Origin of the sequence: Billgrantia bachuensis, from assembly GCF_011742165.1 — a bacterium.
Lineage (GTDB): Bacteria > Pseudomonadota > Gammaproteobacteria > Pseudomonadales > Halomonadaceae > Halomonas > Halomonas bachuensis.
In genome coordinates this window covers 93397-108769 of sequence record NZ_JAAQTO010000018.1, presented here as the reverse complement: position 1 = coordinate 108769, position 15373 = coordinate 93397, and the positions used below count along the sequence as shown (strand labels likewise).

11 protein-coding genes are annotated in these 15373 nt (G+C 59.3%); 6 read left to right on the top strand and 5 right to left on the bottom strand.

Going from position 1 to position 15373, the window contains the following annotated elements; genetic code table 11:
- Positions 1-74: 74 nt before the first annotated feature.
- The 4 genes from HBJ55_RS08010 to HBJ55_RS07995 form a co-directional block, all read right to left on the bottom strand.
- Positions 75-1550 (bottom strand): alanine/glycine:cation symporter family protein, encoded by a 1476-nt coding sequence (locus HBJ55_RS08010; protein ID WP_167113020.1) that lies wholly within the window; start codon positions 1548-1550, stop codon positions 75-77.
- Between the two features lie 331 nt (positions 1551-1881).
- Positions 1882-3300: a sigma-54-dependent transcriptional regulator gene (locus HBJ55_RS08005; protein ID WP_167112859.1), complete on the bottom strand. Its 1419-nt coding sequence runs from the start codon at positions 3298-3300 to the stop codon at positions 1882-1884.
- Positions 3297-5015 (bottom strand): transporter substrate-binding domain-containing protein, encoded by a 1719-nt coding sequence (locus HBJ55_RS08000; RefSeq protein ID WP_240936026.1) that lies wholly within the window; start codon positions 5013-5015, stop codon positions 3297-3299. The genes HBJ55_RS08005 and HBJ55_RS08000 overlap by 4 nt, the downstream gene beginning before the upstream one ends.
- Positions 5016-5491: 476 nt before the next feature.
- Positions 5492-6205: a hypothetical protein gene (locus tag HBJ55_RS07995; RefSeq protein ID WP_167112855.1), complete on the bottom strand. Its 714-nt coding sequence runs from the start codon at positions 6203-6205 to the stop codon at positions 5492-5494.
- Positions 6206-6718: 513 nt separating this feature from the next.
- Here HBJ55_RS07995 and HBJ55_RS07990 point away from each other — a divergent pair.
- The 6 genes from HBJ55_RS07990 to HBJ55_RS07965 all read left to right on the top strand — a co-directional run bounded on the left by HBJ55_RS07990 (position 6719) and on the right by HBJ55_RS07965 (position 14860).
- Positions 6719-6916 (top strand): helix-turn-helix transcriptional regulator, encoded by a 198-nt coding sequence (locus tag HBJ55_RS07990; protein WP_167112852.1) that lies wholly within the window; start codon positions 6719-6721, stop codon positions 6914-6916.
- 308 nt (positions 6917-7224) lie between these two features.
- Complete coding sequence (locus tag HBJ55_RS07985; protein WP_167112850.1) at positions 7225-7884, top strand: inovirus Gp2 family protein; 660 nt, start codon at positions 7225-7227, stop codon at positions 7882-7884.
- 276 nt (positions 7885-8160) lie between these two features.
- Positions 8161-8550 (top strand): hypothetical protein, encoded by a 390-nt coding sequence (locus HBJ55_RS07980; RefSeq protein WP_206022358.1) that lies wholly within the window; start codon positions 8161-8163, stop codon positions 8548-8550.
- 152 nt (positions 8551-8702) lie between these two features.
- Positions 8703-9881, top strand: coding sequence for a DUF6361 family protein (locus HBJ55_RS07975; protein WP_167112848.1), 1179 nt, complete (start codon positions 8703-8705; stop codon positions 9879-9881).
- Entirely contained in the window at positions 9871-11733 is a 1863-nt protein-coding gene (locus HBJ55_RS07970; protein ID WP_167112846.1) for a phospholipase D family protein, read from the top strand. The genes HBJ55_RS07975 and HBJ55_RS07970 overlap by 11 nt, the downstream gene beginning before the upstream one ends.
- On the top strand, positions 11723-14860 hold the full coding sequence (locus HBJ55_RS07965; protein WP_167112844.1) for a helicase-related protein: 3138 nt from the start codon (positions 11723-11725) through the stop codon (positions 14858-14860). The genes HBJ55_RS07970 and HBJ55_RS07965 overlap by 11 nt, the downstream gene beginning before the upstream one ends.
- A 77-nt stretch (positions 14861-14937) precedes the next feature.
- Here the strand turns inward: HBJ55_RS07965 and HBJ55_RS07960 are convergent, their stop codons facing one another.
- Positions 14938-15282 (bottom strand): helix-turn-helix domain-containing protein, encoded by a 345-nt coding sequence (locus tag HBJ55_RS07960; protein WP_167112842.1) that lies wholly within the window; start codon positions 15280-15282, stop codon positions 14938-14940.
- Positions 15283-15373: the final 91 nt, after the last annotated feature.

The window sequence follows — 15373 nt, the reverse complement described above, 5'->3', positions numbered from 1 at the left end:
CGGGCTCGCATGGCCTGAGCCGGCCTCGATGCAACGAGGCCGGCGAGTGCTGCGACAGGAAGTGCTGCATGTGGCTATTTAGCCGGCTGGCTGGGTGACGCCGCCTCTCCGTGGCGCTTGAGACGCTCGAGGTCCTCGGGTTCGATCTCCCAGGCGGCCGGGTCGACGTCCAGGTCGGAGAACTTGCTGGCATCGAACACGGGATGTCGAATGCCGGCCCGGATCTGCTCGTCGAAGTCGCGCATGATGCGCAGGCCCGGCTTGAACAGCATGAGCAGGGCGATCAGGTTGGCCAGGGCCAGGAAACCCATGGTCACGTCGGCGAAGGCGAACACCGTGCCCAGGTCGGTCATGGCTCCCCAGCCGCACAGGACGATGACGGCGACGCGAAAGACATTGAACAGCGTGAGGTTGCTTTCGCTGAAGAAGTTGAGGCTGTTCTCGCCCAGGTAGTAGTTGTAGAGGATCGTGCTGAAGCCGAACAGCAGCAGCGCGACGCTGACGAAGCTGCGGCCCCATTCGCCCACGTGATCTGCCAGCGAAGCCTGGGTCAGGGCCACCCCGCCGATCTCGATGCCGGACGCTGGGTCATAGGCACCGCTGAGCAGGATGATGAAGGCGGTGCATGAACACAGGATCAGGGTGTCGATGAACACCGAGAAGGCCTGGACGATGCCCTGGTTCACGGGGTGTGGCACATAGGCCACCGCGGCCACGTTGGGTGCGCTGCCGAGCCCCGCCTCGTTGGAGAATAGCCCGCGCTTGACGCCCATCATGATGGCGGCGCCGATACCGCCACCCACGGCTTGCTCGAGGCCGAAAGCGCTGTTGACGATCAGCATGATGACTTCGGGAATGCGCGGCAGGTTCATGCCCAGCACCACGAGGGCGATCAGCAGGTAGCCGATGGCCATCACCGGTACCAGAACCTCGGTGACGCGGGCGATGCGCTTAATACCGCCGAAGATGATCAGGCTGACGATCACGGCCATGCCCAGGCCGGTGTAGACGACCGGTACGCCGAAGGCATCGTCGAAGGAGGTGGCCACGGCATAGGATTGCAGCGCCGTGAAGCCGAAGCCGAAGGTGACCAGCAGCAGAACCGAGTAGACGCCGGCAAGCCATTTCCAGCGCTTGCCGAGGCCATGGGCGATGTAATAGGCCGGGCCGCCGCGATAGGTCCCGTCCGGCTGCGCCGTCTTGTAGGCCTGGGCGAGGGTGCACTCGAGGAAGCTGGTGGCCATGCCCATCAGCCCGACCACCCACATCCAGAAGATCGCCCCGGGGCCGCCTAGGGTGATGGCCACCGCGACACCGGCGATGTTGCCGCCACCGACGCGCCCCGCTACCGAGAGCAGCAGGGCCTGGAAGGAGCTCAGATGGCCGTGCTTGTCGCGCTTGAACGCCTGGCTGGCGCCGAGGATGCGGAACATGCGGGCGAAATAGCGGAACTGGACGAAGCGGGATCTCACGGTGAAGCCGATGCCGACCGCGATCAGCAGAGCGATGAGCACCTTGCTCCAGAGAAAGTCGTTGATCAGATCCAGCATCATGCGTTCCCCCGACCGATGGCGAGCGGGGCGGGGGTTGCAGACCGTGCGGGGGCTGCGGGAGTCATTGTTCTTGGCATGGGGGCGAACCTCTTGCTTGCGTTTGTCGACATGGCCCTCCGTGAAGCGGGCCGGGCTATTAACGCAAGGTTCATGCCAGCATGAGATTTGCCTCAAGTTATTGTTTTTATTTGTTTAAGCCAGGACTTGCCGGGCGAGTAAGAATTAAGCGGTATAACCCCCTGCATGCCTCCATACGGTAGAAAAGGGAAAAAGCATTGAATTTCAGCGAGTTACTTTCCTATAACCTAGGTTATCACTATAACGAGGGTTATGACCCTTCGCTGCGGCGTTTCTTCAGCCGCTTGCTCAGGGCCGGCTGCGATATGCCCAGCCAGCGCGAGGCCATGGACTGATTGCCCGCGGCGCGTTGCAGCGCCTCTTCCACCAGCAGGTCGGCGACTTCGTCCAGCGTGGGTAACGGTTCGTCGGCGGCGAATACGGCTCGCTGACGCTGGGACGCCGGAGCATCCTCCACGGGTGCCTGGTCGATGGCGCGCTTGAAGGCGTCCATGGAGAGTATGCGGCTGCGATGTTGGCTCATGGCATCGAAGGCCATGGCGCGCAGTTCGCGAACGTTGCCGGGGAAGGCATAGTTGCTCAGCAGCACTGCCAGTTCAGGGGGATAGCTCGGCTTGCTCCTGCCGAGCTCCTCGGCTGCCTCGGCGAGGAAGTGGTCCAACAGCAGCGCGATGTCCTGCTTGCGCTGGCGCAGCGGGGGAATGTGGACCTGATGCGTGCGCAGGCGGTAGTAGAGATCCTTGCGAAAGCTTCCCGCCCGCTGCTTCTCGGCCAGGTCGTGGTGCGTTGCCACCACCACGCGGGCCTGGAGTCGCTTGGGCCGATCGCTGCCCAACGGGTAGTACTCGCCCTCCTGGAGCAGGCGCAGCAGCTTGACCTGGGACGCCAGGCTGAGGTCGCCGATCTCGTCAAGCAGCAGGGTGCCGCCGGCGGCCTGCTCAATCATGCCCGCTCGCGGCTGCTCGGCCCCGGTGAAGGCGCCGCGTTGATGGCCGAACAGCGTGTCGGCGAAGATGTTGTCGTCCAGGCCCGCCACGTTGACGCTGACCAGCGGGCCCTGCCGGCCGCTCAGGGTATGGGCCGCCCGGGCGATCAGCTCCTTGCCCACGCCGCTCTCGCCGGAGATCAGGATCGGCTGCTGGGTCAGCGCCACCGACTCCAGGTACTGGAAGACCGCGCGCATGGCCTTGTCAGTAGTAACGATGTGGGCGAACGCCTCGGGCTGCTCCAGGGTGTCGTCGAGCACGCGCCGCCGCAGCGCCTGGTTCTCCTGGCGCAGCTCCTGCAAGCGAATGGCGCGGCGAATGCCCTCGACCAGCCGGCTCTCCTCGTCGGTCTTGACGAAGTAGTCGAAGGCGCCGAGCTTGATGCAGTTGACCGCGGTCTCCACCTGGTTCAAACCGCTCACCACGATGATGCCGATGTCGGGGTACTCTTCGACGATGCGCGCCAGCAGTTGCTCGCCCGACACATGGGGCATGGTCAGGTCGAGGGTCACCAGACCGATCTCCTCCCGCGCCAGGGTCTCCATCACCTCGCGGCTGTCCTGGCAGCGGTGGATATGGTTGATGCCCCCGTTACGCTCCAGGGTGATGCTCAGGCTGCGCAGGAAAGAGGGCTCGTCGTCGACGAGCAGGACGCCGAAGGCCGGATAGAGGGTCTGCGTCATGGCGTGTCGGGCTCTTGCTGTCGGCCGGCCGAAACGCTCGGCGCCGCGGTGGGTGTCGCTGCCGGCAGCGACAGGGTCACGCGGGTACCCTGGCCGGGGTGGGAGTCGAAGGTCAGGCTGCCCTGGTGTTCGCTGACGATGCCGGCGGAAACGGACAGGCCCAGGCCGGTGCCGCCGCACTCGCGCCGGGTGGTGAAGAAGGGGTCGGTCAGCCGGTGCATGGCGTCGGGCGCGATGCCGCGGCCCTGGTCGCACACTTCCAGCTCGACCCTGCCCTGGGCGCGATCGTGGCGTGTGGTCAGGCGGATGCCCTGGGCGGGCTGCTCGAGGGCCTGGCAGGCGTTGAGCACCAGGTTGATCACCACCTGCTCGATGCGCTGGGCGTTGCCCGAGAGCGCCGGAAGATCGCTGGCATATTGCGTCTCGAAGCGGCTGGTCGCCTGGCGGATCGAGTTGTCGACCAGGCGCACGGCAGTGGCCACCACCGCATTGAGATCGAAGCTCTCGGCCTGTTCGTCGCCGCCCTGGCGGGCAAAGTCCTTGAGGTCGCCGACGATGCGCTTGATGCGCCGGGCGCCCTCGTGCATGTCGTCGATCATGCCGGGAATCTCCTCGCGCATGCGCGAATAGGGCAGTCCGCCGAACGGGAAGTCGCCATGGGCGCGGTAGTGCGCTTCGAGGATCGGCTCGGCGTCGGCATAGGCGTCGCGCAGCACCGGCAGGTTGAGCAGCAGCAGACTGCTGGGATTGTTGATTTCGTGGGCCACGCCCGAGACGAGCACGCCGAGCGAAGCCATCTTGTCGGCCTGGATCAGCTGCTGCTGATGCTGGCGCAGCTCCGCGGTGCGTGCCGCCACCTCACGCTTGAGCATGCGGTTCCAGATCACGATGGCGCCCAGAATCAGCAACAGCAGCGCGGAGAGCGCCGCGCCCACCTGGCCGATCTTCTGCCAGGGGATGCCTTCGCGGCTCTCCAGCGGCCCCAGCCACTTGTCGTAGATCGCCTGGTGGCGGCCGGTGTTCTTGAGGATGGCCAGCCCCTCGCTGAACTTGGCCAGTAGGTTCGCATCGCCCTGCCGCACCGCATAGCCGTAGCGCAGCGCGAAGGGCCGCGCCACCGGCACCAGGTTGGTCAGCCCCAATTCGCGGCTGAGGTAGAGCGCCGGCAGGTTGGCGACCAGGGCGTAGTCGTGCTGGCCGGCGGCCAGGGCTCGCAGCGCGTCGGCGTGGGTATCCACGGGGATCGCCACGGCGTCGATGTCATTCTCGACCAAGTAGTCGTGCATGATGTCGCCGCGCTGGACGATCACCTCCTTGCCGCGTAGCTCCTCGACCTCCACCACCGGGTCGCCGCGGCGGGCGAAGATAGACTGATGGACGATGGCGTGGGGCGGGGCGAAATCGAAACGTTCGCTACGCGCCTCCGAGTACGACATACCCTGCAGGATATCGATCTCGCCCTGCTCCAGGCCGCGGCGCACCTCGCTCCACGGCTTCAGCTCGATGCGCACCTCGATGCCCATCACCTCGGCGATGGCCCGGGTCAGCTCCACGTTGTAGCCGGCCGGCTCGCCGTCCTCGTCGAGGAATTCATAGGGCGGGTGGTAGTGATCGCCGCCGACGACGATCGTCTCGCCCGCGCCGTCGGCTGGAACGGCGGGTGAGGGCTGCCCCCAGCCCGGCAGGGGTACGGCTAGCCAGGCGGCCAGCGCCATAAACCGTATCCACCCCATGGCGCGGGGAGCAGACCTTCGATTGGGCAGTGCCCGGCTTGCCGTCATTGCTGCACTACTCGATGTTCTGGATCTGAAAATAGTGCGTGAATAATTTTCATAATACAATCAAACGCTTGTGGGAAAATTGAGCTGCCGGGCGTGACTTTACTCCCCAGGGTACTCCCCGTTTGGCTGAGGCTGTGTGATCCCGCCCTTGTCAGGCAAGTAGCTTGATGTGGAGTGATGGGCATTCTACCCAAGCGCTAGCGCAGTGGCTATCGGCGGCCTGAGTCGCCGCCCCTGCCAAGCACAGTCTAGCCTGAACGTCATGGCGACACTCAGCATGTCACCTGAGTGTCAGGTTAGATAGCTGCTTTCGGTTTCTGACCAGTCCCCGGACGCCCTCTCGTAGGTATGCAGCACGCTGGAGGCATGTCGAGGGGGATGGTCTTGTCCTTTCGATTTCCAGCGCCCTTTCATTTACCATTGTGAATTAGTTGCTTTGTATTTAATTTTGTCACTATATCCAGTGGGAATGTCTTCGGAGCCCAAGATTGGACTTTTTTTAAGGCTTTGTTTATGGTTTCGCTTTCAGATAAAAATCTTTCTTCTTTAAATTCTTTTGTCCCGATGTGTTCGTGAATTGAAGAGTGGTTAGCCTTGAAGGCATCCATTTCGTATTGGATCATTTTGTTCAAATTTTCCTCTAGAAGACATAAGAGAATATTGGTGTACATTTCAATTTCGTAAATTCTTGTTTTATGGGCCCCTCTTGCTAATTCAAGACTTTGAGAAGATAGCTCCTTCTGCCTTTTAATTTCACTTCTCAATTCCTCATTTCTTTGGGCTTCGTCGTCTATCAGCTCCTCTAGCGTTTCGCCTAGAGTCTTACCTTTTTTCTTTGCTAGGTTGTTCAGCTTTTTCTTTTTTCCATTGCTTATTGTCAAGCTGAATTCGGTTTTTCCATTTCTTGTTTTTCTCAGCTTCTTCTGCCTCCAGGCAGCCTTCATGGATCTTACGGCCAGGATATAGGCAGGGTCGTGGCTGGCGCTATTGTCAAGCGTTATTAGGTAATAGTGCGGGTCCGGAGGGTTGGGGTTATGTGAAACATTTTTCCTGAAAAGGTAATCGGCGGCCCACCTGTGTTGCTCAATATTACTGGGTTTTAACCATTTTGAAAGTTCGGACATTCCTTCATTCTCATAATTTAAATATTAAATAAAAGTCTTCCAAGCTGAACACAGTGACAACGAACTATCACAACGAAGTGAATCAACGATTCGTCACCACGATACGCAACAACGTAACGCAACGACGATATAAATGCAAGAGAAATGCCCTAGGTGTTGGGGATGCGTAGACGATTAGTGAGGCGACAATGAGAGATCATCAGTCTTTCCTGTTGCTTTGAAATGATCCATCTTGGCAAAGGAATGTCCAGAGGTTGTGCTGGTTCAGCATCCCTGTCGCTTATGGCTGTCAGGCTGTAAGGTCTCGACCCCTATAAAATTTGGTATCGCTTTGACTGGGCTGCGAATGTTGCACGGTAGTGAGGAGACACTGGGGGAATTGGAATATCCCGAAAGGAGGATTGCTCTTCGCGGTTGGGGTATATAAGCGTGAATCAGATGGAGAGCATTCTAGAGTATGAAATTAAAAATACTCGACAGCTTCATCTCATGAAGGACAAACAGGAGTTCGACATGAGCAAGAAACTGATCCGCATAAATGACGTCATGGACCGCACAGGGCTTGCAAAGTCTACGGTCTACAAGTACATCGGCAAGGGATGGCTCCCCAAGCCGATCAAGTTTGGGACTAGGGTATCGGCTTGGGTGGAAGATGAAGTTGATGCCTGTATACAAGATCTTATCAAAACGCGGGACATGGCTTCAGTATGAGGATAGGAGCATTTCTGAATAATTTAATTGGAGACCAGAATTCTACCTTGTGCTACCCATGTCCATCACAGCCCACCAGCATTGCTGGTATCTGAACCAGTGCCTCCGACCCTTGTTTAATTATTATTAATCTATCCAAGGAAAGGGGAGGGGGCTCAAGCCCCGTACCAATAGAGCAAGAGAAACAGCAGAGAACATTCTATCCATAGACCACAGGATCCAGCAGCAAGCTGGATGATTCATCGTGCCTGCTATCAGCGCCCATAACCAACTAGGCGTGAGCGTTTACCTGCCACTGGAGATTTGAAATGACAACGAGACATCCCACCAACCCCAACCTGCACCTGAGCTACGACACATCTTTCAACGGTATGGAGGTCCAGCCAGATTCCGTGCCGATGGTGCTTGAATACTTGCAGTCGCTTCAGGACACGCTACAGAGGGCCCTCGACGAGTATCCTCGAGTGCTTGCTTTCCGTATTGAACCGGTCATCCCTAAAGCGATTAGCGACCGAATGACGCTGCAAGACCATCAGCGCCTGATAAGGCGGTTCATCGCTACGCTCAAGGCGATCATTAAGCACGACCGCGCAATGAAGCGTCGGGCCGGTTGGGCGCCGGATACCAAGGTCCGCTATGTCTGGTGCCGTGAGGTAGGAGAAAATGGCAAGCCGCACTATCACTTCTTCCTGGTCCTCAACCGTGATGCTTATTACCTGCCCGGCAGGGTGGGCTCCCCCAACGAAAATCTCTTTAACCGAGTCTCCCGAGCCTGGTACAGCGCGCTGGGGGTAGCGTGGAACCCTCAGGAGCCTTGGATCCATGTTCCACACAATCCGTGGTACTGGATCGACCGAGATGATGCGGAGAGCTTCCGAGCGGCATTCTACCGAGCGTCATATTTGTGTAAGGCCGACACGAAACAGTACGGCCTGGGGCTGCGGGCTTTTGGGACCAGCCGGAGCTGAATGAATGGTCGTGAGCCGCAGCGCGCCAACCCTTTTTCGTTGAGTAACGTATTGTTGACTTAAGCTGGTACGCTTAGGGTAATGATAGTTAGGATGAGTGCGAGGTGAAGCGCAAAGCACGCCGGCTGATCTGGGGCAGCCATGGAAGGCAGCCTACCAAGAAACCGACTATGGCTCATGGCCATGCACTACACAGGGGCGAAGGGGAACGCTGTGCAATAACCGGAAGAGCAGGCCAGGGCCCGAATCGACCACCTGCTGCACCATGCAGGCTGGTTGATCCAGGACAGAAGCGACTTCGACCGACAGGCAGCGCTGGGGGTGGCCGTGCGGAAGTTCCACCTGCCCGCCGGCTACTGCGATTACCTGTTGTTCATAGACGGCAAGGCGGCTGGGGTCATCGAGGCCAAGAAGGCCGGGGTGACCCTTAGCGGCGTCGCCGGGCAGTCAGCCAAGTACGTGGCTCAGCTGCCTGAGCACTGGCCACACTGGGAGCAGCGGCTCGTCTCTCACTACGAGAGCGCGGCTTGGGATCGCGCAGGTTGCAGAATTAGGTCTCGTCCCCGGGGCTCTCGTCGGCTGTTTGCCTTCCACCACCCCGAAACGCTGCATGAGTGGCTACGCCAGCCGGAGACCCTGCGTGTACGGCTGCGTAGCCTGACCTAGTTAAGACCAAGTGGGTGACTGCCAGATCAAGCCATCAAAGATCATGAGGTCTTACAGCTATCAACTAGTTTCCGTAATCGTCCAGCCATACCTGGCAAATTACCGGCTTTCGATGACGGCCGGACAGAAGAATTCAACAGATCGGAGGGCCGATGTCATCGTTAGCATGGATTGACTTCGATGAGGCAGAGCGCCAGCGTGCGCAACGAATTATGGCGCTGTTCCAAGAGCGTGAAAGCCGTGATGAGCTGGGACTCGGCAGCATCCGCGACTCTATCGCTGATCACCTGTTTCCTGGCACCAGCACGATCCAGACCCGACTGCGCTATATGCTATTCGTGCCCTGGCTATACCAATCCCTGGAGCAGCGCGGAGGCACACCAAGCCAACTGAAGGCAGAGGCAAGGACGCTTGAGGTTCGCCTGGTGGAGGCATTGAAAAACGGCGGCGAAATACGAGGGATCATCGGGCGCGAAGCCGGGGTGAAGCTACAACGTCTGCCCAGCTCTGTATATTGGGCTGGACTGGGTGCTTGGGGGATACGCCTGTTTCCCGGTTCGATTGAAAGCTACTTCACGGGCCTCCTGCGTCGCCGTACCCGTCATACGCAAGATGAAGCTGTAACGAGCGCTGAGGCAATAAGCAGCCAACGACTATGGGCAAAGGCACTGCCCCCGGCTCCTCCCAAGCTGCTGGACAGTACGACATTCCACCTGACCAACGATGAAGCTGGGTTCATCGTTGATCGGCTTATATCGGAGCAGCCCAATTCGCTGCTGACCCACTTGGCTCAATACCGGATTGAAGCCGAGTGTGACTACATCTGGGAGCACCCTCAACGGAGTGACTTTCCCGGCAAGGCTCAAAACTTGGTCAAGCAAGCCGATAGATTCTCCGCTGTCATGCATGGTGCCTCGTTGTTGTATAACCTCCAGCTCAGCGAGCTTCGCGAGCATGATGGCTGGGTAAGCTTCTATCAACAAAGAATTGCAGACTGGGCTGATGGCATCAATCACAAGAATATCCAGGATTGGGCACCCGACGATTTTTGGAAGACAGTAGAGCACCCCGCTCACAACATTCGCCCGGCCACACGGCGGTTCGTGGTGCAATGGCTTGAACAAGTGGCTTTGGGAGCCGGGAGAATCAGCGCATCGGCCTCCGCCCGGTCACTGGTGAAAGAACGTGAACGCCGACTGAAATCGAGCCAGTCGCGCTTTTCCAACCGTGCGGTGCGGGACCGCTGGACAGGCGCCTCGGGGGCGGATCGGTTGTCTTTCCGGTGGTCTCAGGCAAAATCACATCTAAGGGACCTTGCCTATGCCGGCTAAAACGAGCCTCGACCCTGAGCAGCGTGTTCTTTATGGAGATAATCTACAGGCTCCGCCCGGCTACATTTTCGATGCTGCGGTAGCGACTACCTTCTCGCTCGATTTCGAGACTGCACTCGCAGCTCCGGTCAGCCTGGCGCTTTTCGCGGCTGAGAACCGTGATGAGATCCTACGGCACCCGCTGGCCTTGCTCGAAGGTGCCGAGCGTATTGCCGGACGACTTGCCATTTTTACCGACGCCGGAAGGATCCTGGCAAGCAGCGCTCCACATTCACGTCTGTGCAGTCTGCTGGAACGTACCATCATTGAAGTCACCGCCCCCCAGGGCGGAGCCTTCCATCCCAAGATGTGGGCGCTACGGTTCACACCGGTACAACCCAACGAGCCCCCCCGTCTACGCGTTCTGGTTCTGTCGCGCAACCTCACCTGTGACCGCTCGTGGGATATTGCCTTGACCCTTGATGGAGCGATCTCGCGACGCCCGCGCCGTGGAAACCGACCCCTCGCGCAGTTCATCCGCCAACTACCTGACTCGGCTTGTGCCGCCGTCGACGAGGACACGCGTGCTCTTATCGAGCAACTGAGTGAGGATATCCGCCGGGCGGAGTGGTCAATCCCTGAGCCCTTCGACAGCGTTTCATTCGCCGTCAACGGTCTAGGTGGCAAGCCTTGGCAGCCTGACCGTTGTGCGCGCCTGGGTGTAATCTCACCGTTCTGTGACGATGCGGCCTTGGATCTGCTGGCCAGCCTTCCGCATCGGGAACCACCTAGACTGATCAGCCGCAGTGATCAACTTGCAGCGTTGTCACCGGACACCCTGGCGCAGTTTGCACAGGCGGCCGTGCTCGATGAGATGGCCACAACGGAAGACGGAGAAGAAGCGGAAGCAGAAACAGAAACACTGCAAGGGCTGCATGCCAAGGCGTTCATCGCCGAATCCGGCCGAGATACCTCGATCACCGTAGGTTCTGGCAACGCGACGCGTCCGGCCCTACTGTCAGGACGCAATGTTGAGCTCTTCGCCACGCTGACGGGCAGACGCTCCCGCGTAGGAAGCGTGGAGCAAATTATGGGCCCCCAGGGGTTTGGCCGATTGACGCGTGAATTTAGGCCGGGCGAACTCGCCGCCCCCGACCCGGAGCGGCGGGCCGTCGAAGCACGCCTTGAAGAGGCACGGCGCAGTCTCTGCCGCAGCGAACTCACGCTGCACTGTCAGCCCGCCGAGACCGGCGACACCGCTGACTCCCTGTGGTCGGTGCGGCTCGTACCCACCGAACCGCTGCCCCTAGAAAGCATGTCCGCACTAGCTGTTTGGCCCATTACCCGCGGCGAAGGGCACAGGCGTGAGGCCCTAGAAGCCCTGTGTGCCGGGCGACCGGTAGACTTAGGGGCAATGCCACTGATCGATCTGACCCGGTTCATGGCCTTCCGTCTTATGGATGCGGCGACCGACTCGTCGGTCCTTTTCAGCACCGGTTTTGACCTCGCGGGCCTGCCGGCCGAGCGACACGGCGCTATCATGCGCTGGGTCATCGACAGCAAGGAGACCTTCCTACGCTACTTGCAGCTGCTGCTGGCTGAACTGGGCGAGCCCTTCGCCGCAGCACTCGCCGCCCAGACCGATAAAGGCGCTGGTGGCTGGCGCGCAGCGGCCGATGACATGCCACTGCTGGAGGAAATGGTCCGTGCCCTGTGTCGTGGGGGAGAGCAGCTTCAGGCCATCGAGCGGCTTATCTCCCGGCTGGACTCTGCGGAGGCGGGCGGTCCGAACCCAATTCCACCCGACTTTCGCACCCTATGGGAGACTTTCCGCGTCGCGCTTAAGGCCAAGGAGAGTACTGATGCCAGTTGAGCCCTTTTGCGCAGCGCCCGCCCTGGCGCCGCTGAAAGCCTTCCAACGGAGGACCGTCAACTACGTTTTCGAGCGGCTCTACGGCGCATCTGACCCAACACGGCAATTCCTAGTAGCCGACGAAGTGGGCCTGGGCAAAACCATGGTCGCGCGTGGGGTCATAGCCCGTGCGATCGAGCACCTGTGGGACAGAACGAAGCGGATCGACATCCTCTACATCTGCTCTAATCAGGCTATCGCGGCGCAGAACATCAACCGGTTGAACGTCCTCGGTCGCCAGGAGCTCGCGCTGCCGACACGCATGACGTTGGTGCCGCTGCAGATGCGTAACGGCTGCGGGCTCGAGGCCAATAAGGTCAACTTCATCAGCCTCACTCCAGGCACCACCTTCGACCTACGCTCTGCAACAGGCGTGGTCCAAGAGCGGGCACTGCTTTTCCATCTGCTGGAACCGCTCGTTTCGCGTCGGCGCGGTCTGCACAATCTGCTGCAGGTCACTGCGGGCGTGAATGGCTGGAACCGGGAGGTGGAAAACTTGACGCTTACAGGCATCGATCCTCAAATCATCGACCGCTTCCGCCGCGAGGTACAGGCGGACCCGGCGCTTTTAGAGGATCTGAAGTATATGTGTGAACGATTCCCGCGTCGACGCAAGCACTATCCGGCCGAATTGACTCAGCCACGCAACAATCTGGTGGCGCGTTTGCGCGTCAAGCTCTCCCACGCTTGTGTCGACGCGTTACAGCCCGATCTTATCATCATGGATGAGTTTCAGAGGTTCCGTGAGCTTCTGCACGGCAAGAGCGATGCCGCTCAGCTGGCGCGAGAGCTGTTCGACTACACTGACCGGGGGGGAAACGCAGCTCGAACTCTGCTCCTCTCTGCCACACCCTACCGAATGCTCACCCTCGCCGATGACGCTGCAGAAGACGGCGACCACTATCAGGATTTTATCGACACCCTGGGTTTCCTATTCGGTCAGAAGCGAGGAGAGCAGTTGGCTGCCGAATTGGACGAAGAATTGCGTGCCTTCAGGCAATCTCTGCATGCGCTGCCCGAATCCTACGACACCGCCGTCGAGAGGCGGAGCTGCGTCGAGAAGAAGCTTCGCCAGGTCATAGCACGCACCGAGCGGGTCAGCAGCACCCAGCAACGCGATTCAATGGTGACAGAGCCTGCGCTTGAGGTCTTGGTAGACCCGGCCGATCTGAAACAGGCCGCCGTAGTGTCCGGTGTCGCGCAGGCCCTTGATGCCCCCGAGATCGTCGAGTACTGGAAGTCGGCGCCTTATCTGCTCAACTTCATGCGCGAGTACAGTCTCAAGCGCTTACTGCGTGAAGCGCTCGACTCCCCATCCGCCGCGCTTACTGCCGCTATAAAGCAGGTGGAGCCTGCGCTGCTAAACCGCCGAGCGCTCAACACTTATCGTCGGCTCGAGCCTGCAAACGCCCGCATGCGGGCGCTTATGCACGACATGTTCGACCAACGGCTTGAAGAGCATCTGTGGATTCCACCCGCACTGCCCTACTACGGCCTCAAGCGGGCCGAGAGACCGACCAAGGCTCTGGTCTTTTCAGAGTGGCAGATGGTACCCGATGCCATCGCCGCTTTGCTCACGTACGAGGCAGAGCGGCGTATGAACGCGGGCGAAGCTAGCCAGCGCTACTTTGACCGTCACCGGCGCATGCCATTGCGATTTCGCAAAGAGCAGGGCCGACTCACTGGCCTGCGCACTCTGATGCTACTGTATCCGGCGCCGGAGTTGGCCAGGATCACTGATCCGCTGGTGCTGTTTGCAGGGCACAAGGAGATGCTGTCGCTGGAGGCCATGCGAGCCAGGCTTGCGGAGAAAGTACGGAGCGCCCTGACACCGCACCAGACAACGGCGCCGACGGATCACGAAGGGCGCGAAATCAACTGGGCGGTGCCGGCCCTGTTAGATCGACTAAAAGGATCGCACGCTACGACATGGCTGATCAGTGCAACGGGTTTGTCAGCATTGGCTGCCGAGGACGCATTCCGTGAGCACGTTGATGAACTCGATACGGTATCCGCGCAGGCCAGTATCGGACCACTATCGGACGAGCTTGTTGACCTACTTGTGGACGTGGCCCTTGGCAGCCCCGCCATCTGTGGGCTGCGAGCGCTTCATCGGATCGCGCCTGATCTCGACTGGGACGATCCGGCTCTGCTGGAGGCGGCCTCGCGGATCGGCTGGGGCTTTCGCACGCTGCTGAATCAGCGAGACGCTGTGGCGCTCCTGCGCCGGGGCACCGACGATCGCTATTGGCACCGGGTGCTCACCTACTGCGCTGAGCACAACCTACAGGCGGTACTGGATGAGTACACACACTATCTCGTTGATGCTGAAGGGCTGGGTGCACATCCGTCAACCGAGCGGGCTAAAGGTGTAGCGAATGCGATGGTCAGAGCACTGTCCATTCGGCCTTCGCAGATTGATGTAGACGACCTGCAGCGCACAGCAGAGGGCTTCAAGATCGACAAGTTCCAAATGCGCGGACGCTTTGCGATGCGCCTAGCCGACTACCGCGACGAGGAAGGGGCGGTTGCTCGGGTCGGAGGCGTGCGCGAAGCCTTCAACTCCCCGTTTCGGCCCTTTGTGCTGGCCACGACCTCAGTCGGCCAGGAAGGCCTAGATTTCCATCCCTACTGCTATCGTGTCTACCACTGGAATCTCCCGGGCAATCCGGTGGACCTGGAGCAGCGTGAGGGACGGGTCCACCGCTTTAAGGGCCACGCTGTTCGTCTGAATCTTGCCCAGCGGAAGGGGGATACAATTCGGGGGAGCAGGCGCGTTTCATTCGATCCTTGGGCGGTTATGTTCGACCACGCGCGAGCGGAATCAGATATAGAAACTGACCTGGTACCTTACTGGATCTACGAAGGTCCGGTGAAAGTCGAGCGGCGCGTACCAATGCTTCCCTTCAGCCGTGAGGTTACTCGGCTGGGCTGGCTCAAGCGCAGCCTGACTGTCTACCGGCTTGCATTTGGTCAACCCCGGCAGGATGACCTCCTCGAGTATCTACAGCAGCTCATGGACTCCAATATTGCACATGATGCCCTAGAAAATCTGCAAATCCGACTTGAGCCGAGATTGAAAACATGACTATCAGGGAAGAGAGTATTGGAGGGATAAGAGGTTTCACTACTGCCCAAAAGCAGGCTTGGAGACAGTTGCATAACTCAGTTTTTCTTTAGTTTCTCTGCGAAATTTAAAATTTTACCAATTTCTTGGTCGGTGAAATTTTGATCGCTAATAAGGCGGAGCAAGCGAACCGCACAGGGATTGTTGACTAGATAATGGGATATTTCTGGATCCGTGGACTCGGAGAGGCGGAATAATACATCCGGATCAGCAGCCAGCACCTTGGCGATACTCTTAATCACCGCTGGGCTAGGAGGTGGCTCTTTTCCACGCTCTATCCGGCTTAAATATGCCGGGGAAATACCGGACATAGAAGCCGTCTCTCTTAGGCTAAGATTCTGTGCTTGGCGAAGCTCTCGCACAGTGTCGCAAAATTTTCTCATTGAAAAATCTTAGCACAGCGTTTAGTGTTATGCAACACGAAAAAATATAGCCGTTTGGCGACCCTTGCGGTACCATTGAGGGTTGATTGAT